Source organism: Belnapia rosea, from assembly GCF_900101615.1.
Lineage (GTDB): Bacteria > Pseudomonadota > Alphaproteobacteria > Acetobacterales > Acetobacteraceae > Belnapia > Belnapia rosea.
Map to the genome: position 1 here is coordinate 389,363 of NZ_FMZX01000002.1, position 22,834 is coordinate 412,196.

The window sequence follows — 22,834 nt, forward strand, 5'->3', positions numbered from 1 at the left end:
GTCGGCTCCGGGCCTTTCCCAAAGGGGGAGGGATGCGCGCCCCATGATCTGCATTCGCCGCGCCCGGCCTGACGATGCCACAGCCATCGGGGCCGTCCATGTCGCCACCTGGCGCAGTGCCTATGCGGGCCTGCTGCCGGAAGCCTATCTCACCAGCCTTTCCGCGCTACGCCATGCCGCAGGCTATGAGGCCGCCATCGGCGAGCGCCGCAACGGCCATGCGGTCTTCGTCGCCGTCGCCAAGGGGGCGGATGCGCCCGCCGGGCAGGAGGGGGTCAAGGGCGGCACCGTCATCGGCTTCGTCTCCGGCGGCCGGTCCCGGCGCCCGCATGTCGCGGATGGCGAGATCGAGACGCTCTACCTGCTGGATGACTACCGAGACCGCGGTGTCGGCCGGCGGCTGATGCGCGCCATGGCGGCCCATCTGGCCGCCATCAGCTGCCGCTCCGTCATGCTCTGGGTGCTGAAGGACAACCCGACCCGCTGGTTCTACCAGCGCCTCGGCGGACGGCTGGTGGCACGGGATGTCGTCCGCGTCGCAGGCCAGGGGCAGGAACAGCTCGCCTTCATCTGGGACCCGATCGAGGCCCTGCTGCTGGCGACGGCGCCCGCGCCGGAAGCCTGAGGGCGGGGCAGGATGCCGCACCGCCGGCATGCCTGCCACGCCTCAACCGCCGCTTGCCCTGCTCGCCGCCTTGTGCTGTGAGACGCCATGAACGAGCCTCTCGCCGCCGCCGCCCGGCACGACCGCATCCTCATCCTCGATTTCGGCAGCCAGGTGACGCAGCTCATCGCGCGCCGCCTGCGGGAGGCCGGGGTCTATTGCGAGATCTGGCCCTTCACCGCGGATGAGGCCCGCATCCGGGACTTCAACCCGCGCGGCATCATCCTCTCCGGCGGTCCGGCCAGCGTGACCGAGGGCGAGAGCCCCCGCGCCCCGCAGGCGGTGTTCGAGATGGGCCTGCCCGTGATGGGTATCTGCTACGGCCAGCAGGCCATGGCGCACCAGCTCGGCGGGCAGGTCGAGAGCGGCCATCACCGCGAATTCGGCCGCGCCTTCATCGAGGTCACGGCCGAATGCGCCATCACCCAGGGGCTCTGGGCCAAGGGCTCGCGCGAGCAGGTCTGGATGAGCCATGGCGACCGCATCACCCGCCTGCCGGAGGGCTTCCGCGTCGTCGCCGCCAGCGAGGGCGCGCCTTTCGCGCTGATCGCCGATGACCGCCGCCATTTCTACGGCACCATGTTCCACCCGGAGGTGGTCCATACCCCCCATGGCGCCGCCCTGCTGAAGAACTTCACCAACCTCGTCTGCGGCTGCCATGGCGACTGGACCATGGGCGCCTTCCGCGCCGAGGCCATCGCCCGCATCCGGGCCCAGGTGGGCGAGGGGCGGGTGATCTGCGGCCTCTCCGGCGGCGTCGATTCCAGCGTGGCGGCGGTGCTGCTGCATGAGGCGATCGGCGACCAGCTCACCTGCATCTATGTCGACCATGGCCTGATGCGCGCCGGCGAGTCGGAGCAGGTGGTCAGCACCTTCCGCGACCGCTTCAACATCAAGCTGGTCCACCGCGACGCCTCAGACCTCTTCCTCGCCCAGCTCGCCGGTGTGACGGACCCGGAGGGGAAGCGGAAGATCATCGGCCGCCTCTTCATCGAGGTCTTCGAGGAGGAGCAGCAGAAAATCGGCGGCGCCGACTTCCTCGCGCAGGGGACGCTCTACCCGGACGTGATCGAGAGCGTCTCGGCGACCGGCGGCCCCTCCGTCACCATCAAGAGCCACCACAATGTCGGCGGCCTGCCCGCCCACATGCGGATGAAGCTGGTGGAGCCGCTGCGCGAGCTGTTCAAGGACGAGGTGCGCGCCCTCGGCCGCGAACTCGGCATGCCGGAGGCGATCATCGGCCGCCACCCCTTCCCGGGGCCGGGGCTGGCCATCCGCATCCCCGGCGAGGTGACGCGGGAGCGCGCCGACATCCTCCGCCAGGCCGACACCATCTTCCTCGAGGAGATCCGGCTCGCCGGCCTCTACGACGCCATCTGGCAGGCCTTCACGGTGCTGCTGCCGGTGAAGAGCGTCGGCGTGATGGGCGACGGCCGCACCTACGAGAGCGTCTGCGCGCTGCGCGCCGTCACCAGCACCGACGGCATGACGGCCGATGTCTATCCCTTCGACATGGGCTTCCTCACCCGCGTCGCCAGCCGCATCGTCAACGAGGTGCGCGGCATCAACCGGGTGACCTACGACATCACCTCGAAGCCGCCGGGGACGATCGAGTGGGAGTAGCGCCCCACCCCTGAAACGCCTTGCGCGCCGGCCCGTCACCCGGCGATGCTTTCCCCGCCGCAATGGGGAGGTGGGATGATGCGCAGGCTGCTTCTCGGGTTTTGCCTGGGCCTCGCCGCCCTCGGCCAGGCAGAGGCCCAGCCCTCGGCCGATACGCTGGCCACCATCAAGGCGCGCGGCCAGCTCATCTGCGGCGTCTCGGTCAATGCCATCGGCTTCGCCGTGCCGGATGCGCGTGGCACCTTCCGCGGCCTCGATGTCGATGCCTGCCGCGCCGTCGCCGCCGCCATCCTGGGCGATGCGGGCAAGGTCCGCTTCGTCCCCACCACCACCCAGGTGCGCTTCACCGCCCTGCAATCGGGCGAGGTCGACCTCCTGGTCCGCAACACCACCTGGTCGCTGGGGCGGGAGGCGCAGCTCGGCCTCGCCTTCGCCAGCATCAATTTCTACGACGGCCAGGGCTTCATGGTGCGGAAATCGTCCAACGTCACCTCCGCCCGGCAGCTCGACGGCGCGACCATCTGCGTCCAGCCCGGCACGACGACGGAGCTGAACCTGGCCGACTACTTCCGCAGCCACGGCATGCGCTTCACCCCCGTCATCATCGAGCAGGTGGAGGAGATCCGCGCCGCCTTCGTCAGCGGCCGCTGCGACGCCTATACCAACGACGCCTCCTCGCTCGCCTCCTTCCGCGCCGGCCAGGGCAATGGCGACGACTTCCTGATGCTGCCGGAGATCATCTCGAAGGAGCCGCTGGGCGCCGTGGTGCGCAAGGGCGACTGGCGCTTCTTCGACATCGTCCGCTGGTCCCACTTCGCCATGGTGACGGCGGAGGAGCTCGGCATCACCAGCCAGAACATCGACAGCTTCGCCAACAACCCGAATCCCGATGTGCAGCGCCTGCTCGGCCGCAGCGGGGATTTCGGCCGCGCCATGGGCATCGAGAACGACTGGGCGGTGAAGATCATCCGCCAGGTCGGCAATCTCGCCGAGGCCTGGGAGCGGAACATCACCCCGATCGGCATCCCGCGCGGCATCAACGCCCTCTGGACGCAGGGCGGGCTGCAATACGCGCCGCCCATCCGTTAGTGCAGCGGGAGTTGGCTTGACGCGGGCGCACCCCGCATCGGAGGCTTCCCGCCGCAGCCGGCATCAGACCGGCCCGATGGGAGGCTTCCATGCACCATGGCTTCATGGCGGCGGCGCTCGTGCTCTGCCTCGCCACGCCCGCGGCAGCGCAGCGCAACCTGGTGATCGCGGCGCAGACGCCGCCCAGCGCGCTCGACCCGCATTTCCACAACACCACGAACAACAACATGGTGCTGCGGCAGATTTTCGAGCCGCTCTTCGAGCTCGACACCCAGGCCCGCCCGCAGCCGCGCCTCGCCGAAAGCCTCCGCCTGATCGACCCGCTGACCTGGGAGGTGAAGCTCCGCGCCGGTGTCCGCTTCCATGACGGAACGCCCTTCGAGGCGGAGGACATCGCCTATACCTTCGCCCGCGTCCCCACCGTGCCGAACAGCCCGGCCCTCTTCACCCCCGCCGTGCGGACCATCAGCGCGGTCGAGATCAAGGACCCGCAGACCGTCATCCTCCGCACGCGGGAGCCGAACCCGCTGATGCCGATCGACCTGGCGGCGCCGGCCATCCTCTCGCGCCGGGTGCACGGGCCGAACCCCGCTACCTCCGACTTCAACACCGGCCGCCTGGCCATTGGCACCGGCCCCTACCGCTACGCCGCTTACCTCCCGAACGAGCGGCTGGAGGTGACGCGCAACGCCGACTACTGGGGCCCGGCCGAGCCCTGGGACCGCGTCACCTTCCGCTACATCCCGCAGGGCGGCTCCCGCATGGCGGCGCTGCTGACCGGGGAGGTGGACCTGATCGACTATGTCCCCATGCAGGACATGCCGCGGCTGGAGCGGGACCCGCGCTTCGCTCTGTTCGGCGTGGACAGTGTGACCTTCGTCTACCTCGCCCCCGATGCGATGCGGGAGACGACGCCCTTCGCCACCGACCGCCAGGGCCGGCCCCTGCCGCGCAACCCGCTGGCCGACCGGCGGGTGCGCGAGGCCCTCTCGCTCGCCATCCCGCGCGAGGCGATCGCGGAGCGGCTCTACCACGGCCAGGCCCGCGCCGCGGACCAGTTCGCCGCGCCGGTCGCCGCCCACCGCCTGCCCAACCTGCCGCCCCTGCCGCATGAGCCGGCCCGCGCCCGCGCCCTGCTGGCCGAGGCCGGCTACCCGGGGGGCTTCCGCCTCACCATCCACGGGCCGAACGGCTTCTTCCCCGGCGATGACGGGCTGCTGCAGGCCCTTGCCCAGTCCTTCACCCGCATCGGCATCGAGACCTCGGTCGAGACGCTGCCGCCGGCGACGCTCTTCACCCGCGCCACCAACCGCGAATTCTCGCTCTTCATGACCTATTTCAGCAGCTACCTGACCATCAACCCGATGCGCCAGGTGGCGATGACGCGGAATGCGGAACTCGGCCATGGCCCCTTCAACCGCCAGCGCTACTCCAACCCCGCCATGGACGCGCCGCTGGCCGAGGCGCTGACCACCATGGACCCGGAGCGGCGCGAGATCCTCACCCAGCAGGCCGCCCAGGCGCTGCTCGACGACAAGGGCGTGCTGCCGATCATCTTCCTCCGCAATGTCTGGGCCGGGCGGCGCGACAAGGTCACCTACGAGCCGAGCCCGGTGAACCACACCGCGGCGCAATACGCGAAGCCGGTGCAGTAGCGCACCCGCGCGGGCCGGCGCATGCTGCAACGCAACCCCAGCCGGAGTTGCCCTGCATGCCCGATGCCGCCCTGCTCGCCCGCCTCGCCGCCGCGGTGGATGCGAATTTCGAGGCTGAGACCGGCTTCCTCGCCGATCTCGTCCGCTTCCCGAGCACCCGCGGCAACGAGGCGCCGCTGCAGGACTGGATGGCGCGCCAGCTCGCCGCCCGCGGCTATGCGGTGGACCGCTTCACCCTGGCCGATGTCCCGCTCGCCAGCCACCCGAAGGCGAGCCCGATGGTCGAGGCGGACCCCGCCCGCTCCGTCCAGGTCGTCGCCACCCACCGGGCCGAGAAGCCGACGGGCCGCAGCCTGATCCTGCAGGGCCATATCGACGTGGTGCCCGAAGGCCCCGACGAGATGTGGACCTACCCGCCCTACAGCGCCACCATCAAGGATGGCTGGATGTATGGCCGCGGCGCGCATGACATGAAGTCGGGCGTCGCCGCCATGGTCTTCGCCATGGATGCGCTGCGGACCGCCGGGCTCGAGCCCGCCGCCGATGTCCATGTCCAGACCGTCACCGAGGAGGAGAGCACCGGCAACGGCGCGCTGGCGACGCTGCTGCGCGGCTACCGCGCCGAGGCGGCCCTGGTGCCGGAGCCGACGGGCGGCACCATCACCCGCGCCCATACCGGCACCCTCTGGTTCCGCATCAAGGTCCGCGGCATCCCCGTCCATGTCGCGGTGGCGCAGAGCGGCACCAACGCCATCCTCTCCGCCTACCACCTCATCCAGGCCCTGCAGGCCCATACCGCCACGCTGAACGAGGCGGCACGCCACCACGAATGGTACCATGGCATCGAGAGCCCGCTGAAATTCAACCCCGGCATCATCCGCGGCGGCGACTGGGCCAGCAGCACCCCCGCCTGGTGCGAGGTCGATTGCCGCATCGGCCTGCTTCCTGGCGCCGATGTCGCCGAGATCCAGCGCGGCGTCGAGCGCTGCGTCGCCGAGGCGGCCAAGGGCGATAATTTCCTCGCCAACAACCCGCCCTCGGTCGAATGGCACGGCTTCCTCGCCGACGGTTATGTGCTGGAGCCGGGCAGCGAGGCGGAGGCGGTGCTGGCCGCCGCCCATGGGCAGGTCTTCGGCGAGGAGATGCCGGCCCGCATCACCACGGCGGTGAACGACACCCGCTTCTATGGCCTCTATTTCGGCATCCCCGGCCTCTGCTACGGGCCGAAGGGGGAGGGGGCGCATGCCTTCGACGAGCGCACCGACCTCGACCACCTCAAGCAGACGACGCTGTCCATCGCCGCCTTCATCGCCGACTGGTGCGGCGCCCGGCCACGTGGCTGAGCCACCAAGGCCCCCTTGCGGCCGCCACCCCCTTCGGCCGACAACATGGCCGTCGGCAGGACGAGGGGAGGGCGATGCTGCGAGGATGGACAGGACTCGGGCTGGTGCTGCCGCTGCTCCTGGCGGCGCCGGCCCTGGCGCAACCCCAGCCGCGGCCAGGCCAGACGCCCAACAGCCAGACGCCCAACAGCCAGACGCCCAACAGCCAGGCACCCGGTGGCCAGCCGCCGCTGACGGTGGAGCCGGGCGATTTCTGGTCCGATGTCCGCGCTTGGGATGAGCAGGCGCGCCGCCGGCTCGGCCGCAACGCCGCCCCGGCCATGCCAAGGCCGGGTGGCGCCATCGCGGCCCCCAACCCCGGCGCCGGCACTGCTGCTCCGCGCAGCCAGACCCGCCCCGCACGCCCGCGCCGCCCGGCGCCGGCCGAAGGCCGCTGACCCGCTATCCCGCCAATGGCTGCGCCACCGGGATGGTGGCGGCCTAGGGCCCGATCCGGCACCCGTGCTTCGCAGGATGGCGATTCGGCCCCGGGCGGCAAAACGCGTCGAGCCATCACCGCCCTGGCGATTCGCCCGACCGCCGGTCTGAGGATGCGGAACTGGCTGACGCCGGCCTGCGCCATGGCCAGGCCCGGCCGCAGCGCGGAAGGCCGAGTCCAAGGACGGCGACTCCAGCCGGATGGCGAGGATACCGCTTGCCATGACCCCGGATCCCAAAGTCTGGCCCGGCATGCGCGAGCGTGCCGGCCCGGCAACCCATCCCACGGCCAGGCCGAGCACCCTGTGGATAACGGGGATACCGGGGATGGATTGCGATGATGCTTGACGGATTGGCGCAGGATAACTGCTTATCCGTGAACGGAATGCGAACGAACACCGGCGGGCCTGAGGAGGCCCCTTGGAACCGGACACCCGATCTGGTGTTATCAGGGCAGGCCAGCGCCAATATCTTGTGTTAGGTCTCTGCGAGATGCATTCTCCCCCACCGGGGGACTGGATAGGGGATAGCGCGGTGTTCGATACGGTTCAGCTCGAAGGTCATCATCAGGTACAGGTCGACCGGACGCGCGACGCGCTGCTGACGGATTTCGGCAAGGCGACGCTCGACGACCGCTACCTGCTGCCGGGCGAGACCTACCAGGACCTGTTCGCCCGTGTTGCCTCAGCCTTCGGCGACGATGCGGCGCATTCCCAGCGCATCTATGACTACATCTCGAAGCTCTGGTTCATGCCGGCGACCCCGGTGCTGTCCAATGGCGGCACCACCCGTGGCCTGCCCATCTCCTGCTTCCTGAACGAGGCGGATGACAGCCTGGATGGCATCGTCGGCCTCTGGAACGAGAATGTCTGGCTGGCCGCCAAGGGCGGCGGCATCGGCAGCTACTGGGGCAATCTCCGCGGCATCGGCGAGAAGGTCGGCCGCAACGGCAAGACCTCCGGCGTCGTCCCCTTCATCCGGGTCATGGACAGCCTGACGCTGGCCATCTCCCAGGGGTCGCTGCGCCGCGGCTCGGCCGCCGTCTACCTCCCCGTCAGCCACCCCGAGGTCGAGGAATTCGTCGAGATCCGCCGCCCGACTGGCGGCGACCCGAACCGCAAGGCGCTGAACCTGCATCACGGGCTGCTGATCTCGGACGCCTTCATGCGTGCCGTCGAGAATGACGAGGAATGGCCGCTGACCAGCCCGAAGGACGGCGCGATCATGCGCAAGATCTCGGCGCGCGGCCTCTGGATCCGCATCCTCACCGCCCGGATCGAGACCGGCGAGCCCTACCTGGTCTTCTCCGACCATGTGAACAAGGCGATGCCGTCCCACCACAAGCTGGCTGGGCTCGAGGTGAAGACCTCGAACCTCTGCTCCGAGATCACCCTGCCGACCGGCCGCGACCAGCATGGCAAGGATCGCACCGCCGTCTGCTGCCTCTCCTCCCTCAACCTCGAGACCTGGTTCGAGTGGAAGGACGACAAGCAGTTCATCCCGGACGTGATGCGCTTCCTCGACAACGTCCTGCAGAATTTCATCGACACCGCGCCCGACAGCATGGCGAAGGCGAAGTACAGCGCGATGCGCGAGCGCTCCGTCGGCCTCGGCGTGATGGGCTTCCACAGCTTCCTCCAGGCGCAGAACGTGCCCTTCGAGAGCGTGGTGGCGAAGGTCTGGAACAAGAGGATGTTCAAGCACATCCGCGAGCAGGCCGATGTCGCCAGCCGCCACCTCGCCGAGGAGCGCGGGCCCTGCCCGGATGCCGCCGAATACGGCTTCATGGAGCGCTTCTCGAACAAGATGGCGATCGCGCCGACGGCCTCGATCAGCATCATCTGCGGCGGCGCCTCGCCGGGGATCGAGCCGGTGGCGGCCAATGTCTACAACCACAAGACGCTGTCCGGCAGCTACATCGTCCGCAACCCCTACCTGAAGAAGGTGCTGGCGAAGCACGGGCGCGACGACGAGGAGACCTGGACGAGCATCACCGTCCGCAAGGGCAGCGTGCAGCACCTGGATTTCCTGACCGAGCAGGAGCGCGCCACCTTCAAGACCGCCTTCGAGCTCGACCAGCGCTGGGTGGTGGAGCATGCCGCCGACCGCTCGCCCTTCATCTGCCAGAGCCAGTCGGTGAACCTCTTCCTCCCCGCCAACATCCACAAGCGGGACCTGCACCAGATCCACATGATGGCCTGGAAGCGCGGGGTGAAGTCGCTCTATTACTGCCGCAGCCTCTCGATCCAGCGGGCCGACACGATCAGCGAGAAGATCGTCGGCCAGGGCGACATCATGGCGGCGCATGTAGCGACCGCGGCCGATGCGGCGCTGCCGCTCATGGCACGCGGCCCGCAGACCGCGACGACCGATTACGAGGAGTGCCTGGCCTGCCAATAGAGCAGGCCGGCACCACATCCACCACACCACAGTCCTGAATGGCGGTGACCATGGCCGACGGCAATTTCTCCCCCGACGAGCACCCCGTGCGCTTCGACCTGCTGACCGCCAACCCGGTCTACAAGCCCTTCCGCTACCCCTGGGCCTATGACGCCTGGCTGACCCAGCAGCGCGTCCACTGGCTGCCGGAGGAGGTGCCTCTGGCCGATGACGTGAAGGACTGGCAGAAGAACCTCACCACCGGCGAGCGCAACCTTCTCACCCAGATCTTCCGCTTCTTCACCCAGGCGGATGTCGAGGTGAACAATTGCTACATGAAGCACTACAGCCAGGTCTTCAAACCGACCGAAGTGCTGATGATGCTGTCCGCCTTCTCGAATATCGAGACGATCCACATCGCCGCCTATTCCCACCTGCTCGACACGGTGGGCATGCCCGAGCTCGAATACAGCGCCTTCCTCAAATACAAGGAGATGAAGGACAAATTCGACTACATGCAGGGCTTCACGGTCGAGAACAAGACCGAGATCGCCAAAACCCTCGCCGCCTTCGGCGCCTTCACCGAGGGGCTGCAACTCTTCGCCTCCTTCGCCATCCTGATGAATTTTCCGCGCTTCGGGAAGATGAAGGGCATGGGCCAGATCGTCTCCTGGTCGGTGCGCGACGAGACGCTGCACTGCCTCTCCGTCATCCGCCTCTTCCGCACCTTCGTGCAGGAGAACCCGGAGATCTGGACGGAGGAGCTGCGGCGCGACCTCTACCTCATCTGCGCCACCATCGTGGACCATGAGGATGCCTTCATCGACCTCGCCTTCGAGCTTGGCGGCGTGCAGGGCCTCGATGCGGCGGATACCAAGACCTATATCCGCTTCATCGCCGACCGCCGCCTGCAGCAGCTCGGCCTGCAGCCGCTCTACCACATCGAGAAGAACCCGCTGCCCTGGCTCGATGAGATGCTGAACGCGGTCGAGCACACCAACTTCTTCGAGAACCGCGCCACCGAATACTCCCGCGCCAGCACCTCCGGCAGCTGGGAGGAGGCCTTCTCCGACAGCACCTTCAACTCGCCGCAACCTACGGGCGAGATCGCCACGCACTAGGCGGCTCCGGCCGGCACCGTCAGGACGGGACAAGGGACCTACTGGCGGCGCGGCAAGGCGAGGTCTATGCAGGCGCCATGCTCCGTGCCATCCGCTTCATCGTCCTGGGCCTCATCCTGCTGCTGGGCGGCGCCTGGGCCTATGCCTGGGTAAGCCGCGCGCCCGGCCAGGGCGTGGGCGAGGCCTTCATTGCCCTGCTCAGCGGCGCCTCGGGCGGGGGCGAGGCGGGGCCGGTCTCCTCCGGTGGGGTGCAACTGCCCCAGGGCCTCTCCCTCGGTGGCCCCTTCAGCCTGACCGACCAGGCCGGCAAGCCGGTCACCGAGCGCGACTATGCCGGCCAGTGGATGCTGATCTATTTCGGCTACAGCTTCTGCCCCGATGTCTGCCCGACCGAACTCGGCACCATGGCCGCCGCGCTCGACGCGCTCGGCCCGGCCGGGACCAAGGTCGTGCCGGTCTTCATCACCGTCGACCCGCAACGGGACACGCCGCAGCACCTGGCCGACTATGTGGGCCGCTTCCACCCCCGGATGCAGGGCCTGACCGGCACGCCGGAGCAGGTAGCGGAGGCGGCGCGGCGCTATCGCGTCTATTATACCAAGGTGCAGCGGCCGGAGATGACCGACTACCTGATGGACCATTCGAGCTTCATCTACCTGGTCGGCCCGGATGCCAAGGTCCGCACCCTGTTCCGGCCGGAGCAGAGCCCGGAGGCGATCGCCGCCGCGGTCCAGTCCCAACTCGGCCGGCCAGCGGGATAGCCACGCCACGACTTCGGAGGCTACGATTTCGTTGGGGCGGAAAACTTGTTAACCTCAACCCAGTGGCCCGATCGCCGAACAGGCCGGCCGCGAGCGGAGACGGCAGTATGGCGGATGAGGACCAGGATCAGGACGGCGGAAGGGAGGCAGGCCGGAGCGCGGCGGCGCCGCGGCACAGCCGAAGGCTTTCGGACAAGATCCTGATCGCCTTCCACCATGCCTGCGACCAGGGCGATTACGAGGTGGCCGAACAGCTGCTCCGCATCCTCGAGATGATGCTGACACGCCGCCCGGTCTCGCCCGACACCAATCGCCGCCGCAACATGGAAAGCCTCGTCGCGGCGCATGAGCGGCTGTGGCATCTCCGCCACCCGGATACGAATATCAGCTAGGTCCTGCCCCTGAAGGTCATGGGCTCCGCCTCGGGCGACAGGACAGTCAGGCCGTTGACGACCAGGCGCCCGGCATCGGAACACCAGGGCGTGATCGCTGCAGCCTGACCGGCATGCCGGTCAGGCTTCGAGCACCAGCGGTGCCGCCCCGCGCAGCACCCCCTCCGCCGCAGGGCTGAAACCCTCGCCCGGCCCATGCAGCACGAGGCCCGGGGAGATCCGTGCCGGCCCGCGCCCTCCGCGACGGGCCTGAAGCAGCATCCGCTTGGCCGGCCGCCCCTCGCGCGGCCAGAAGGGCAGCAGCAGCGTCCCGGCGCAGCCCGCCCCGGCCAGGGCCGCCATCCCGGCATCGAGCCGCGCCGCCGGCAGGATCAGGCTCAGCGTCCCCCGCCGTGCCAGCGGCGCCGCGAGGAAGCGCGCCCAATCCGCCAGCCGCGCCGCCTCAGCCCCCGTCGCATGGGTCATCGCCTCGCGTCCCTTCTCGGGCGGCGCGGTGCCGCCGGGCCAGAAGGGAGGGTTGGCGAAGGCATGGTCGAAGGGCGGCAGGCGCCGGGCCAGGGCTTGGTCCCGGACATCACCCTCGATCACCTCGACGGCGAGGCCCGCCGCCGCCGCATTCTCCCGCGCCAGCGCCGCCAGCCCCGCATCCCGCTCCACCGCGGTGATCCGCAGCCCCGGCACCCGCGCGGCGAGGCAGAGGAAACCCGCGCCGCTGCCGCAACCCGCCTCCAGCACCGACTGGCCGGGCCGGGCCGGGATGCCGGCCGCAAGCAGCACCGCATCCAGCCCTGCGCGCAGCCCGCGCCTGGGCTGGCGCAGCCGCACCCGCCCACCGAGCAGCAGATCCTCCGTGCAATCCTCGGGGGCGATCACGCCGTCTCCTCGCCCGCCTCCTGCAGCACCTGCCGCGCCCGCTCCCAATCCTCGGCGGCGACCGCGATGCGGCGGGGGAAGACGCCGATTCCACCTTCGACGGCACTGATGTGCTGGTCGAGCATCACGCAGTCGATGCCCGCATCCCGCAACAGTGCCATCAGGAAACTGAGCCGGACGGGGTCCACGCTCCGGGCGATCAGCCGCATGCTTCGACCAAATCCTTGTTTTCCCTGCGCTTGCCGCCATGTGCCGGCGTGGCTATGGTGCCGGCCGCCGTGGCGGCCCCGCCACGGCCTTTGTATTGGCGGGCGAAATGGGCCGTCCAGGCGATTCCGCCGAGGCACCTCCGACCGCATGGAGCCAGGGTTCAAGCGAAGTGGCAGCGGTTGCGCGTGCTGTACCGGATGATTCCCGGGTGACGATGCCGGTCAGCGATGCGGCAACGCATGGTGCCGAGGATGCGCTGACCGCGCTGACCGACCTCGTCCAGGCCGATCTCGAGGCCTGCAACCGGTTGATCGTGCAACGCATGCACAGCCCGGTCGCGCTCATCCCGCAACTCGCCGCGCATATCGTCGCGGCCGGCGGCAAGCGGCTGCGCCCGCTGCTGACCCTCGCCGCCGCCCAGCTGTGCGGCTATCGTGGCGACCGGCATGTGGCGCTCGCCGCCTGCGTCGAGTTCATCCACACCGCGACGCTGCTGCATGACGATGTGGTGGACGAAAGCGCCCTGCGCCGCGGCCAGGCCAGCGCCAATGCGCTCTTCGGCAACAAGCCGAGCGTGCTGGTGGGCGACTTCCTCTTCGCCCGCGCCTTCCAGGTCATGGTCGCGGATGGCAGCCTGAAGGTGCTCGCCATCCTGTCGGAAGCCGCCGCCACCATCGCCGAGGGCGAGGTGCTGCAGCTCGCCACCCAGAACGACACCACCACCACCCAGGCGCAGTATCTCGAAGTGGTCGAGGGCAAGACCGCCGCCCTCTTCGCCGCCGCGACCCGCATCGGTGCCGTCGTCGCCGACCGGCCGGAGGCCGAGGAAGCCGCGCTCGAATCCTATGGCCGCAACCTCGGCATCGCCTTCCAGCTCGTCGACGACGCGCTCGACTACGCCGCGGAGCAGGAACGCCTCGGCAAGACGGTCGGCGACGATTTCCGCGAGGGCAAGATCACCCTGCCCGTGCTGCTCGCCTTCGAGCGGGGCGACGAGGCGGAGCGCGGCTTCTGGCGCCGCACCCTCGAGGAGCGGGAACAGGGGCCGGAGGATCTGGCCCAGGCCCAGGCGCTGATCCAGCGTCATGGCGCGCTGCGCGACACCGTCGCCCGCGCCCAGGCCTATGGCGACGCGGCGCTGGCCGCGCTCGAGGCCTTCCCGGACGGCCCGGTCCGCCGCGCGCTCGCCGGCATCGTCGCCTTCTGCATCGCCCGGGCACGCTAGGGCGGCCGAAAGGGCGCCGCCCGGCCTGCTAGGCCGGCCGCAGCAGGATCACCCCCGCGCCCGCCAGGCACAGCGCCGCCCCAGCGAGGTCGCGCCCATCCGGCGCCTCGCCCTCGACCAGCCACATCCAGCCCAGCGAGGCGGCGATATAGACCCCGCCATAGGCCGCGAAGGCCCGCCCCGCCGCGCCGGTCTCCACCAGCGTCAGCAGCCAGGCAAAGAGGGCGAGGGAGGCCATCCCCGCCCCCAGCCACCAGGGCGAGGCGCCGAGCCGCAGCACGGACCAGAATGCGAAGCAGCCGGCGATCTCGGCCAGCGCCGCGGCGGGGTAGGCAAGGGGGGCGATCATGCCCCCCTCTCTCTCACAGCGCGAAGCGGGTGCCCACCAGCAGGCTGCGCCCCGGCGTGACGAAGCCGTTCGCCGGCTCGTAGCGGCTGTTGCCGAGGTTGCGCGCCTCGAGGAAGACCGTGGCCTGCTCGAAGGCCTGCCAGGTGGCGGTGAGGTTTACCACCGTCCCCGCCGGGTTACTGCGCGCATAGGCATAGCTGCTGCCCCCGTTGTCGTAGGAGGCGAAGGCCCCCTCCGGGCTGCGGCCGGTGAAGAGCACCGTCGGCGCGATCACCAGCTTCGGCAGCGGCGCCAGCCGGGCGGTGATGCTGACGACATGCTCCGGCCGCCGCGGCAGCCGCCGGTCCGTGGTGTCGTCGAAGGCCTCGGTGATGGTCCAGGCCGCCGTCGTCTCGAACCAGCTCGCTGGCCGCAGGGTCAGCCCCAGCTCCGCGCCATGGATGCGGGCGCGGTCGACATTCACCAGCGTGTTGAAGCCGCCGTTGAAGTTGATCAGGTCCCGCACCCGGCTCTGGAAATAGGTGAAGCTCGGGGTGAGGAAGGCGCGCCGCCCGAAGGCCGGGATATCCGTCTCCGCCCCGACCTCCCAGCCGAGCGACCGCTCCGGCTTCAGCTCCGGGTTGCCCTGGAAGAAGCCGCTGATGACGCCGAAGCGCTGGTAGAGCGAGGGCGCCGCATAGCCGCTGCCGGCCGAGACCCGCACCCGCGAGGCGATCTCCGGCAGCGCCAGCACCGCGCCGACGCGCCAGGTCGTGGCGTCGGTGAAGCCCGTGGTCGCGTCGTGGCGCAGCCCGGCCGTCAGGTCGAGCCGCTCGAAGGCGCGGTACTGCAGCGTCGCGTAGCCGCCGGTGCTGTGCTGGCTGGCATCCACCAGGGTCTGGAAGCCCGCGCCGCCGCTGCGGCTCAGCGATTCCTCGCCGGTATGGGTGATGCCGAAGCCGAGCGCCCCGTCGCTGAGGATGCCGGCCGAGGGCAGCCGCACCGTATTGCCCCAGTCGAGCACCGTGCGCCGGCCGCGATAATAGTCCCTCGTGCTGGAAAAGCTCAGCTGGTCCGGCAGGTTGGAATAGGTCCGCCGGTCCTCGGTCGCCGCGATCCGCAGCCCGGTGGTCCAGATGCCGTCGAACAGCCGGGTCTCGCCGCGCAGCTGGCCGTAATAGCGACGGTCCTCGCCCGAGTAGTTCGGGTCGTCCTGCGGCACGCTGTCGAGGCCGAAATTGGTCTGCCGCCAGCGCAGCAGCGCCTCCACCCGGCTGCCCTCGGTGGGTGTCCAGCCGAGCCGCGCGGTGCCGTAGCCGCCGCGGAACCCGTCCCGCTCGCCGAGCGAGCGCTCGAAGCGCGGCGCCGTGGCGTTCGAGCCCTCGGTCGAGATCGACTGGCCCGAGAACAGGTAATCGACCGTGCCGACCGTCCCCGCCACCCCGAGCCCGCCGCGCAGCGTCCGCTGCGTGCCGCCGGCGAGCTCGCCATAGGGCTGCGCCGCCCGGTCCGCCGGCGCCCGCCGGGTGACGAGGTTGATCACGCCGCCGATCGCCGCCGAGCCGTAGAGCGCCGAGGTGGGCCCGCGCAGCACCTCGATCCGCTCCACGTCGAAGAGCAGGTCATTGCCGAAATTGAAGGCGCCGTTCGCCTCGGCCGGGTCGTTCAGCGGCACGCCGTCCAGCAGCACCAGCACCGCCCGGCCGGAATTGCCGCGAACGAAGCCCGTGGTCTGCGCCCCGAGCCCGCCGAGCGGCGCCAGCCGGATGCCGGGGACGGAGACCAGCGCCTCGGCCAGCGACTGGTAGCCGCGCTCCTCGATCTCCTGGCGGGTGATGACGGTGATGGCGGCCGGCACCCGCTCGGCCGGGGTCGGGATGCGGGTGCCGGTGACGATGGTGTCGGGAATGGCCTGCTGGGCACGGGCAGGGGTGGCGAGGGCGGCCAGGCCGCTCGCCAGGAACAGGAACAGGCGTCGCATCGGATCCTCCGATTGCGCATGACGACAGAGCCCCGGCCCGGCGAGCCGGACCGGAACGACGGGCGTCGTTCCCGCAATCGGAGAGGCCACCGCAGGTCGCGGCGGCCCGTACTTCCTGTGCGCCGGTGCACCCCGCCCGGCACGCGCGAGACAACTCTGCGCCGGCCGGTCTCCTGGCTCGCGGTGGGGATCGCCCGGAACGGGGGACCCGCGGCCTTCCCGCCTTCTCACATCCGGCTGGATGCAATGGCGTCTGGAAAGGCCTCACCGCCTACAGTTGCGGGGGCAGCCGCGGACGTGCGGGTCGCCCCGCCTGCCGCATTCCCGTTTCAGCCCTTGCGGGCCACCGGCGCATGGCGGCTAGCTAGCAGGATCGTGTGCGCAGGGCGAGGGGCGCCGGCGCAACCTTTCCGCCGTTCAGAACAGCCAGCTGAAGGCCTGCACCCCGAGCCAGCAGATGAGGACGAGCACCACCGTGGCGAAGACGCAGCCGGCGACGGTGAGCCCTACGCCCCAGGCCATCACCCGGTTGTCGTGCTCGACCAGGCCGAGCGCCATGACGATGTTGCCGAAAGCCGGCGGCCCATTCGTCCCCGGCCCCGGCAGGATGAGCATCAGCGCCACATAGGCGGTGAGCCAGCCAAAGATCCGGTCCCCGATCGGCGAGGTGAAGAAGCCGGGGCGCGGCCGGACATAGGTCTCGATCCGCGTCATCCAGCTGGAGCCGCCGCCGGCCAGCCGCAACAGGTCCGTCCGCTTCACGCTCTGCCGGGCGAGGAAGGCCGGCAGCTTCGGCGTCCGCCGCCCGAGCCCCATCTGGATGCCGAGCAGCAACACCGGCAAGCCGAAGACCGAGGCCATGCCCGGCAGCAGCGAAGGCAGCAGCAGCAGCAGGATCAGCAGGCCGAAGGCCCGGTCCCCGAAGGCCTCGGCCATCTCGCCGAGGGTGATGCGCTCGCCCGGGAAGCGCGCCGCCACTTCCGCCACGATGCGGGAGATGGGGGCACCGGCCCCATGGGCACAACTTTCACTGGTAGGCACGCCGACCGGCGCGGCCTCGAGGTTTCCATCCATGCGCGGCTAACGGCTCCTTCGATCCCAGACGCGTAGCGAAGCCAATCGTGCCACCCATTTTCTTTCGGATGTGTCACGGCTGCCGCATCCTAGGGAATGCGGCCGCGTCATGCATCGGGATTTTCGCGCAAAGCTGGACGCTCCCGCATTTTCGAGGGGGCTTCCATATCGGGCCCGTTCCGGGATTGCGCCGCAGGACGCAATCCCGGCCAGCTCAGCGTCCGGTAAAGGCCGGCTTGCGCTTCTCCATGAAGGCCCGCCGCCCCTCACGGTAATCCTCGCTGTCGAAGCAGGCGGCCATGGCCGCCTGCAGCGCCGCCATGTCCCGGTCCGCCCGGTCCATCAGCACCGCCTTCACCGTCTGCTTGTTGGTGCCGAGCGAGAGGGGGGCATTGGCCGCCATGGTCGCGGCCAGCTTCGCCACCGTCGCCTCGAGCTGGTCCACCGGGACGACCTTGTTGACGAGGCCCATCCGCTCCGCCTCGCGGGCCTCGAAGCGCTCGCCGGTCATCAGGATCATATGGGCATGGGCCGGCCCCACCAGGTCCACCAGGGCGCGCACCATGTCGAAGCCATAGGCGATGCCGAGCTTCGCCGCCGGGATGCCGAATTGGCTGTCCTCCGAGGCGATGCGGATATCGGTCGACATGGCGATGCCGAGCCCACCGCCCATGCAGAAGCCGCGGATCTGCGCGATCACCGGCTTGCGATAGGCCGCCAGCTTGGCGCGGCCGGCGCTGGTCAGCTTCTCGTATTCCCGCTGCGCATCCGCATTGGCCCGGTTCTTCTCGAACTGGGAGATGTCGGCGCCCGAGACGAAGGCCTTGTCACCCGCCCCCTGCAGGATCACGCAGCGTACCGCATCGTCCTCGGCGAAGCGCTCCAGCGCCTCCGCCATGCCGGTCCACATGTTGACCGACATGGCGTTGCGCTTCTCCGGCTGGTTGAACACCACCCGGCCCACGCCGCCCTCGCTGCTGGCCAGGATCTTGCCGTCGGCGAATTCCATGCTGCTCATCCAAGTGCCCCTTTGGCCCGCAATTCCGCGATCTCCTCGGCGGAGAGCCCGGCCTCGGCCAGCACCTCCGCCCCATGCTCGCCGAGCCCCGGTACGTCGCGGGTGACGCCGGTCTCCATCCCCTCGATGTTCAGCGGGTTGGCGACGACATGGATGTCGCCGCGCGTCCGGTGATGCATCGGCATCGCCATCTCGAGGTGCCGCACCTGCGGGTCGGCGAAGACCTCGGCGATGTCGTTCACCGGGCCGCAGGGGATGCCGGCCTCCTCCAGCCGCTCGATCCACCACTCGCTCGACTGGGTCTGCGTCACCGCGGCGATGGTGGCGTTCACCCGCGCCCGGTCCTTGCTGCGGCCCCCCGCGGTGAGCCATTCCGGCACGGCGAGCCATTCCTCATGCCCCGCCGCCTTGCAGAAATTGGTCCAGAGCTTGGGCGTGGAGGCGGCGATGTTGATCGGCTTGTCGCTGGTCGGGAAGACGCCCATCGGGATGTTGACGGGATGGTCGTTGCCCGCCTGGCCCGCCACCTCGCCATCCATCAGGTAGCGGCTGGCCTGGAAGTCCAGCATGAAGACCTGCGCCTCGAGCAGCGAGGTATGCACATACCCGCCACGCCCGGTCCGCTCCCGGTCGAACAGCTTCAGCATGATGCCGAAGGCCAGCAGGTTGCCCGCCGTCAGGTCGTTGATCGGGATGCCGACCCGCATCGGGCCGCGCCCCTTCTCGCCGGTGATGCTCATCAGCCCGCCCATGCCCTGGGCGATCTGGTCGACGCCGCCGCGCTTCGAATAGGGGCCCGTCTGCCCGAAGCCGGAGATCGAGGCATAGACGAGGCGCGGGTTCAGCGGCGCCAGGTCCTCAAAGGCGATCTTGAGGCGGTGCTTCACCTGCATCCGCATATTCTCGACCACCACATCGGCGGTCGCGGCCAGCTTCAGGAAGGCGGCATGCCCGGCCGGGTTCTTCAGGTCGAGCGCGACGCCCCGCTTGTTCCGGTGCAGGTTCACGCTGTCGAAGCCATCCCGTGCCCCGGCCAGCGCATCGGCAGGGCCCGGCGGCTCGATGCGGATGACATCCGCCCCCCAATCCGCCAGGTGCCGCACGCAGGTCGGCCCGGCGCGCGCCAGGGTCAGGTCGAGCACGCGGATGCCGGCCAGCGGCAGCCGGGTCTCGGCATTCCCTTGTGGATCAGTCGGGCTTTCCGGCATCGGTATCCTCCCCGCGATGCGGGGGAGACTAGGCCGGGTTGGGCGGCAGGGCCAGGGAGGGGCCGAAAGGGTCCGTGGAGGCGGAAGCACCCCGCGCCAGCCGCGCCTGACCCTCCGGGCAATGGTCGCGCATCACGCAGCGCCCGCAGGCCGGGTTGCGGAAGAAACAGCAGCGCTGCCCGTGCCGCATCATGACCTGATGGTTGTCGTAGAGCTGCTGCGCATCCCATTCGGCCGGCAGCTGCGCCGCCAGCACCGCATGCGCCGGCCCGACCGCCAGCGAGGCCGGGATCAGCCCGAGCCGCGCCGCGACGCGGTGATGATGGCTGTCCACCGGCAGCGCCCGCCCCCGCAGGGTGCTGAAGGAGAGCACCGCCGCCGCCGTCTTCGGCCCGACGCCGGGCAGGGCGGAGAGCCAGGCCGCCGCCCCGGCCTCCGTCATGCCGTGCAGATGCGAGAGGTCGAGCCCGCCCCGCTGCTCCGTGATGGCCCGGAGCGTCCGTTGCAGCGCCGGCGCCTTCGCCTCCGGCCAGGTCACCCCGGCGATCGCCGCCTCCACCTCGGCCACCGGCGCATCCCGCACCGCCTCCCAGTCCGGGAAGGTCCGCCGCAGCGATTCGAAGGCGCGGTGGCTGTCGCGGTTCTTGGTCCGGTGCGAGAGCAGGGAGGAGACCAGTTCCGAGAGCGGGTCGAGCGCATGGAAATAGCCGATGGGGCAGCCATACTCCGCGCAAAGCAGCCGATGCGCCTCGAGCGCCAGGGCGGATTTGGCGGGATCGGGCAGGAGGGAACGGGCCATCCCGCCTCAACGGCCGCCATGCCGCCGGGTTCGCGACGCGGCACTCCCTTGCCGTTCCACCCCGCGCTATGTCCACACCGATGGAGCCCGTGGACCTCGCCCTCTGCCTCGCCATCGATGTCTCGGCGAGCGTCGACTACGACGAATTCGGCCTGATGGCCGGCGGCCTCGCCGAGGCCTTCCGCACGCCCGACATCGCCGCCGCCTGCGCGGCCGGCCCGCGTGGCGCTGTCGCCGTCGCCGCCCTCTTCTGGTCGGTCGGGGCGGAGCTGGCGGTGCCCTGGATACGCATCGACGGCCCCGCCGCCGCCGCCCTCCTGGCCGAGACGCTGGAACTCGCGCCGCGCCTGCCCATGCCCGGCGCCACGGCGCTGGGGGAGGGGATGGCCGCCGGCCTCGCCCTGCTCGCCCGCTGTCCGGCCGAGGCCACCCGCCTCGCCCTCGACGTCTCGGGCGACGGCCGCAGCAACCGGGGGCGGGAGCCGGGGCCGGTGCGCGACATCGCCATGGCCGCCGGCATCACCATCAACGGCCTCGCCGTGCTGAACGAGGAGCCGGACCTGCTGGAGCATTATGCAGCCGAGGTCATCGGCGGCCCCGGCAGCTTCGCCATGGCCTGCCCGGACTACCCTGCCTTCGCCGCGGCGATGCGGGAAAAGCTGCGGCGCGAGATCGGCGGCCTTCTCCTCGCGGGTGAGGATAGGCTATTCCTCACCGTGGGTTGCCCCATGGTTTGAAAGTGCCAGTTCATGTTGTTGCTCATCCCCGGCCCGGTGCAGACCCGTCCCGAGACCCGCGCCGCCTTGGCCCAGGACATCGCCCCCTGGGACAATGACTTCCGCCCCACCTATGCCTCGATCCGCGATCGGGTCCGCGCCATCGCCGGCGGGCAGGAGGGGGTGCATGCCACCCTGCCGCTCCAGGGCTGCGGCCATTTCATCATGGAAGCCGCGATCCGCACCTTCATCCCGGCCGGCGGCAAGCTGCTGATCCCGCAGAACGGCGCCTATGCCGACCGCGCCGTGCGGCTGGCCACCGAATGCGGCCGTCAGGTCGTTGCGCTGCCCGGCCCCGACACCCGCCCGGTGACGGGCGAGGAGATCGACGCGGCGCTGGCGGCCGACCCGGCCATCACCCATGTCGCGGTCGTCCATCATGAGACGGGCAGCGGCATGGTGAACGACCCGGAGGTGATCGGCCCCGTGGTCCGCGCCCGCGGCCGCCGGCTGATCCTCGACAGCGTCTCCGCCTTCGGCGCCCTGCCGGTCGACCTCTCGGCCCATCCGGAGATCGATGTCGTTCTCTTCACCTCCGGCAAATGCCTCGAGGGCCTGCCCGGCATCGGCTTCGCCGTGGCGCGAATCGACAGCGTGACGGCGGCGGCGGGCAATGCCGGCTCCTGGTCCTTCGACCTGCTGGATGTCTACGAGCATGCGGTGCGCGCCGGCTGGGGCAGCTTCCGCTTCACGCCCCCGGTGCAGGCGCTCGCCGCCTTCGGCGTCGCGCTCGACCTCTATGCGGCGGAAGGCGGCCAGCCGGCCCGTCTCGCCCGCTACCGCGAGAATGCGCGCATCCTGTATGACGGCGTCCGCGGCCTCGGCCTCACGCCCTATCTCGAGCCGCGGCACCAGGGCCCGGTGATCGTCACCGTGCACCAGCCGGCCGACCCGCGCTTCGCGCTGCAGCCCTTCGTCGATGCGCTGAAGGCGCGCGGCGTGCTGATCAGCAACTTCTACAACACGAAGGTGCCGACCTTCCGCATCGGCTGCGTCGGCGCCATCACGCCGGAGCAGATGCGCGGCGCGGTCGCCGCGATCGGCGGCGCGCTCGACGATCTCGGCGTCAGCCGGCGCGAGGCCGCCTGACGCACCGGCCTGGGCGCTGCCGGGACTTCCCCGGCAGTGCCTGCGCGGCCTAGAACCGATAGCGGACCGAGGCGCCGACGATCCAGGGGTCGAGGTTGACGCGGGCATGCACGAGCCCGGAATTCACGCTCGCCTCCGGCCGCAGGATCAGCTTCTTCACATCGACATTCGCCAGCCAGTGCGGCGAGATCTCGTAGTCGATGCCGGCATTGAAGGCGAAGCCCGGCGCGGTGTCGACCACGACGCGCCGCACCGGCGCCGTGCGGCTGCCACCCTCGCCATAGAAGAAGCTTACATTGATGCCCGCGCCGACATAGGGGCTGATCCGCGACTGCGGGAAGGGATGGATCTGCAGGGTCAGGGTCGGCGGCAGCACCCAGACATGGCCGAGATTGAGGTTGCCGAGCGCCGAGCCGCGCACGCTCACATCATGCTGCGTGCTGGCCGCGATCAGGTTCAGCGAGACATGCGGCACCATGAAATAGGTGAGGTCGAGCTGCGGGCTCGCACTGTCGCTCGCCCGCGGCTTGCCGCCGATGCCATCGACATGGCCGCCATTGCCCGGCAGCACGCCGATGGCGCCGAGCCCCACCACGATGTCGCCCGCCTGCTTGCCGCGCACGCCATCCTCGGCCTGCGCCACACCCGCCATTGCCGCCAGCGCCATCACAGCCGCCAGCCCACGCCCGATCCTCGTCATCGCACTCGCATCCGTTCCAGGCGGCCCATGCCGCTGGCCGGACCCTAAG

The 22,834-nt window shown here is 70.1% G+C and carries 22 protein-coding genes and 1 riboswitch; of the genes, 13 read left to right on the plus strand and 9 right to left on the minus strand.

The window, feature by feature from the left end:
- The first annotated feature begins 43 nt into the window (after positions 1 to 43).
- The 10 genes from BLR02_RS08010 to BLR02_RS08055 all read left to right on the plus strand — a co-directional run bounded on the left by BLR02_RS08010 (position 44) and on the right by BLR02_RS08055 (position 11,504).
- Positions 44 to 625, plus strand: coding sequence for a GNAT family N-acetyltransferase (locus tag BLR02_RS08010; RefSeq protein WP_090563297.1), 582 nt, complete (start codon positions 44 to 46; stop codon positions 623 to 625).
- Between the two features lie 87 nt (positions 626 to 712).
- Entirely contained in the window at positions 713 to 2,287 is a 1,575-nt protein-coding gene (guaA, locus tag BLR02_RS08015) for a glutamine-hydrolyzing GMP synthase (RefSeq protein ID WP_090662234.1), read from the plus strand.
- 75 nt (positions 2,288 to 2,362) lie between these two features.
- Positions 2,363 to 3,376, plus strand: coding sequence for an amino acid ABC transporter substrate-binding protein (locus tag BLR02_RS08020; RefSeq protein ID WP_090563300.1), 1,014 nt, complete (start codon positions 2,363 to 2,365; stop codon positions 3,374 to 3,376).
- Positions 3,377 to 3,465: 89 nt separating this feature from the next.
- Entirely contained in the window at positions 3,466 to 5,031 is a 1,566-nt protein-coding gene (locus BLR02_RS08025; RefSeq protein ID WP_090662238.1) for an ABC transporter substrate-binding protein, read from the plus strand.
- 56 nt (positions 5,032 to 5,087) lie between these two features.
- Positions 5,088 to 6,374 (plus strand): ArgE/DapE family deacylase, encoded by a 1,287-nt coding sequence (locus BLR02_RS08030; protein ID WP_090662242.1) that lies wholly within the window; start codon positions 5,088 to 5,090, stop codon positions 6,372 to 6,374.
- A gap of 104 nt (positions 6,375 to 6,478) precedes the next feature.
- Positions 6,479 to 6,811 (plus strand): hypothetical protein, encoded by a 333-nt coding sequence (locus BLR02_RS08035; protein ID WP_090662245.1) that lies wholly within the window; start codon positions 6,479 to 6,481, stop codon positions 6,809 to 6,811.
- Positions 6,812 to 7,343: 532 nt separating this feature from the next.
- Positions 7,344 to 9,251: a ribonucleoside-diphosphate reductase subunit alpha gene (locus BLR02_RS08040; RefSeq protein WP_090563307.1), complete on the plus strand. Its 1,908-nt coding sequence runs from the start codon at positions 7,344 to 7,346 to the stop codon at positions 9,249 to 9,251.
- Between the two features lie 38 nt (positions 9,252 to 9,289).
- Complete coding sequence (locus BLR02_RS08045; RefSeq protein WP_408735470.1) at positions 9,290 to 10,351, plus strand: ribonucleotide-diphosphate reductase subunit beta; 1,062 nt, start codon at positions 9,290 to 9,292, stop codon at positions 10,349 to 10,351.
- Positions 10,352 to 10,428: 77 nt separating this feature from the next.
- Complete coding sequence (locus tag BLR02_RS08050) at positions 10,429 to 11,112, plus strand: SCO family protein (protein WP_090563309.1); 684 nt, start codon at positions 10,429 to 10,431, stop codon at positions 11,110 to 11,112.
- 107 nt (positions 11,113 to 11,219) lie between these two features.
- Entirely contained in the window at positions 11,220 to 11,504 is a 285-nt protein-coding gene (locus tag BLR02_RS08055) for a hypothetical protein (RefSeq protein ID WP_090563310.1), read from the plus strand.
- A 120-nt stretch (positions 11,505 to 11,624) separates the two neighbouring features.
- On the opposite strand, the gene BLR02_RS08060 is transcribed toward BLR02_RS08055, so the two are convergent.
- Together BLR02_RS08060 and BLR02_RS08065 are read right to left on the minus strand one after the other, a co-directional pair.
- Positions 11,625 to 12,377: a tRNA1(Val) (adenine(37)-N6)-methyltransferase gene (locus tag BLR02_RS08060; RefSeq protein WP_342670563.1), complete on the minus strand. Its 753-nt coding sequence runs from the start codon at positions 12,375 to 12,377 to the stop codon at positions 11,625 to 11,627.
- On the minus strand, positions 12,374 to 12,586 hold the full coding sequence (locus BLR02_RS08065) for a putative signal transducing protein (protein WP_090563312.1): 213 nt from the start codon (positions 12,584 to 12,586) through the stop codon (positions 12,374 to 12,376). The genes BLR02_RS08060 and BLR02_RS08065 overlap by 4 nt, the downstream gene beginning before the upstream one ends.
- Positions 12,587 to 12,801: 215 nt before the next feature.
- Between BLR02_RS08065 and BLR02_RS08070 the strand changes: the two genes are divergently transcribed.
- Positions 12,802 to 13,812 carry a polyprenyl synthetase family protein gene (locus BLR02_RS08070; RefSeq protein WP_090563632.1) on the plus strand — a complete coding sequence of 337 codons (1,011 nt, stop codon included), beginning with the start codon at positions 12,802 to 12,804 and terminating at the stop codon, positions 13,810 to 13,812.
- Positions 13,813 to 13,840: 28 nt separating this feature from the next.
- Here the strand turns inward: BLR02_RS08070 and BLR02_RS08075 are convergent, their stop codons facing one another.
- The 6 genes from BLR02_RS08075 to BLR02_RS08100 all read right to left on the minus strand — a co-directional run bounded on the left by BLR02_RS08075 (position 13,841) and on the right by BLR02_RS08100 (position 20,220).
- Entirely contained in the window at positions 13,841 to 14,161 is a 321-nt protein-coding gene (locus BLR02_RS08075; protein ID WP_090662248.1) for a YnfA family protein, read from the minus strand.
- A 13-nt stretch (positions 14,162 to 14,174) separates the two neighbouring features.
- Entirely contained in the window at positions 14,175 to 16,121 is a 1,947-nt protein-coding gene (locus tag BLR02_RS08080; RefSeq protein ID WP_090662251.1) for a TonB-dependent receptor plug domain-containing protein, read from the minus strand.
- Positions 16,122 to 16,267: 146 nt separating this feature from the next.
- A riboswitch (cobalamin riboswitch) is annotated at positions 16,268 to 16,487 on the minus strand.
- Between the two features lie 51 nt (positions 16,488 to 16,538).
- Positions 16,539 to 17,195, minus strand: coding sequence for an exopolysaccharide biosynthesis protein (locus BLR02_RS08085; protein ID WP_090563317.1), 657 nt, complete (start codon positions 17,193 to 17,195; stop codon positions 16,539 to 16,541).
- A gap of 214 nt (positions 17,196 to 17,409) precedes the next feature.
- Positions 17,410 to 18,213 carry an enoyl-CoA hydratase gene (locus tag BLR02_RS08090; RefSeq protein WP_090563319.1) on the minus strand — a complete coding sequence of 268 codons (804 nt, stop codon included), beginning with the start codon at positions 18,211 to 18,213 and terminating at the stop codon, positions 17,410 to 17,412.
- Complete coding sequence (locus tag BLR02_RS08095) at positions 18,210 to 19,421, minus strand: CaiB/BaiF CoA transferase family protein (protein ID WP_090563321.1); 1,212 nt, start codon at positions 19,419 to 19,421, stop codon at positions 18,210 to 18,212. Before BLR02_RS08095 ends, BLR02_RS08090 begins: the two co-directional genes overlap by 4 nt.
- A 28-nt stretch (positions 19,422 to 19,449) precedes the next feature.
- Positions 19,450 to 20,220 carry an endonuclease III domain-containing protein gene (locus tag BLR02_RS08100; protein ID WP_090662254.1) on the minus strand — a complete coding sequence of 257 codons (771 nt, stop codon included), beginning with the start codon at positions 20,218 to 20,220 and terminating at the stop codon, positions 19,450 to 19,452.
- Between the two features lie 80 nt (positions 20,221 to 20,300).
- On the opposite strand from BLR02_RS08100, the gene BLR02_RS08105 reads away from it, so the two are divergent.
- Complete coding sequence (locus BLR02_RS08105) at positions 20,301 to 20,957, plus strand: DUF1194 domain-containing protein (RefSeq protein WP_090662468.1); 657 nt, start codon at positions 20,301 to 20,303, stop codon at positions 20,955 to 20,957.
- 12 nt (positions 20,958 to 20,969) lie between these two features.
- Complete coding sequence (locus BLR02_RS08110; RefSeq protein WP_090563327.1) at positions 20,970 to 22,085, plus strand: 2-aminoethylphosphonate--pyruvate transaminase; 1,116 nt, start codon at positions 20,970 to 20,972, stop codon at positions 22,083 to 22,085.
- A gap of 49 nt (positions 22,086 to 22,134) precedes the next feature.
- Here BLR02_RS08110 and BLR02_RS08115 read toward each other — a convergent pair whose 3' ends face one another.
- On the minus strand, positions 22,135 to 22,785 hold the full coding sequence (locus BLR02_RS08115) for an OmpW/AlkL family protein (RefSeq protein WP_090563329.1): 651 nt from the start codon (positions 22,783 to 22,785) through the stop codon (positions 22,135 to 22,137).
- Positions 22,786 to 22,834 lie beyond the last annotated feature (49 nt).

Excerpts from the sequence above, each read along its gene's own strand:
- BLR02_RS08075 (WP_090662248.1), bottom strand. The coding sequence starts at position 14,161 with ATGATCGCCCCCCTTGCCTACCCCGCCGCGGCGCTGGCCGAGATCGCC.
- BLR02_RS08010 (WP_090563297.1), top strand. The coding sequence starts at position 44 with ATGATCTGCATTCGCCGCGCCCGGCCTGACGATGCCACAGCCATCGGG.
- BLR02_RS08030 (WP_090662242.1), top strand. The coding sequence starts at position 5,088 with ATGCCCGATGCCGCCCTGCTCGCCCGCCTCGCCGCCGCGGTGGATGCG.
- BLR02_RS08110 (WP_090563327.1), top strand. The coding sequence starts at position 20,970 with ATGTTGTTGCTCATCCCCGGCCCGGTGCAGACCCGTCCCGAGACCCGC.
- BLR02_RS08020 (WP_090563300.1), top strand. The coding sequence starts at position 2,363 with ATGATGCGCAGGCTGCTTCTCGGGTTTTGCCTGGGCCTCGCCGCCCTC.
- BLR02_RS08065 (WP_090563312.1), bottom strand. The coding sequence starts at position 12,586 with ATGCGGCTGATCGCCCGGAGCGTGGACCCCGTCCGGCTCAGTTTCCTG.
- BLR02_RS08025 (WP_090662238.1), top strand. The coding sequence starts at position 3,466 with ATGCACCATGGCTTCATGGCGGCGGCGCTCGTGCTCTGCCTCGCCACG.
- BLR02_RS08070 (WP_090563632.1), top strand. The coding sequence starts at position 12,802 with ATGCCGGTCAGCGATGCGGCAACGCATGGTGCCGAGGATGCGCTGACC.
- BLR02_RS08045 (WP_408735470.1), top strand. The coding sequence starts at position 9,290 with ATGGCGGTGACCATGGCCGACGGCAATTTCTCCCCCGACGAGCACCCC.
- BLR02_RS08080 (WP_090662251.1), bottom strand. The coding sequence starts at position 16,121 with ATGCGACGCCTGTTCCTGTTCCTGGCGAGCGGCCTGGCCGCCCTCGCC.
- BLR02_RS08100 (WP_090662254.1), bottom strand. The coding sequence starts at position 20,220 with ATGGCCCGTTCCCTCCTGCCCGATCCCGCCAAATCCGCCCTGGCGCTC.
- BLR02_RS08050 (WP_090563309.1), top strand. The coding sequence starts at position 10,429 with ATGCTCCGTGCCATCCGCTTCATCGTCCTGGGCCTCATCCTGCTGCTG.
- BLR02_RS08115 (WP_090563329.1), bottom strand. The coding sequence starts at position 22,785 with ATGACGAGGATCGGGCGTGGGCTGGCGGCTGTGATGGCGCTGGCGGCA.
- guaA (WP_090662234.1), top strand. The coding sequence starts at position 713 with ATGAACGAGCCTCTCGCCGCCGCCGCCCGGCACGACCGCATCCTCATC.
- BLR02_RS08055 (WP_090563310.1), top strand. The coding sequence starts at position 11,220 with ATGGCGGATGAGGACCAGGATCAGGACGGCGGAAGGGAGGCAGGCCGG.
- BLR02_RS08105 (WP_090662468.1), top strand. The coding sequence starts at position 20,301 with ATGGAGCCCGTGGACCTCGCCCTCTGCCTCGCCATCGATGTCTCGGCG.
- BLR02_RS08095 (WP_090563321.1), bottom strand. The coding sequence starts at position 19,421 with ATGCCGGAAAGCCCGACTGATCCACAAGGGAATGCCGAGACCCGGCTG.
- BLR02_RS08090 (WP_090563319.1), bottom strand. The coding sequence starts at position 18,213 with ATGAGCAGCATGGAATTCGCCGACGGCAAGATCCTGGCCAGCAGCGAG.
- BLR02_RS08085 (WP_090563317.1), bottom strand. The coding sequence starts at position 17,195 with ATGGATGGAAACCTCGAGGCCGCGCCGGTCGGCGTGCCTACCAGTGAA.
- BLR02_RS08040 (WP_090563307.1), top strand. The coding sequence starts at position 7,344 with ATGCATTCTCCCCCACCGGGGGACTGGATAGGGGATAGCGCGGTGTTC.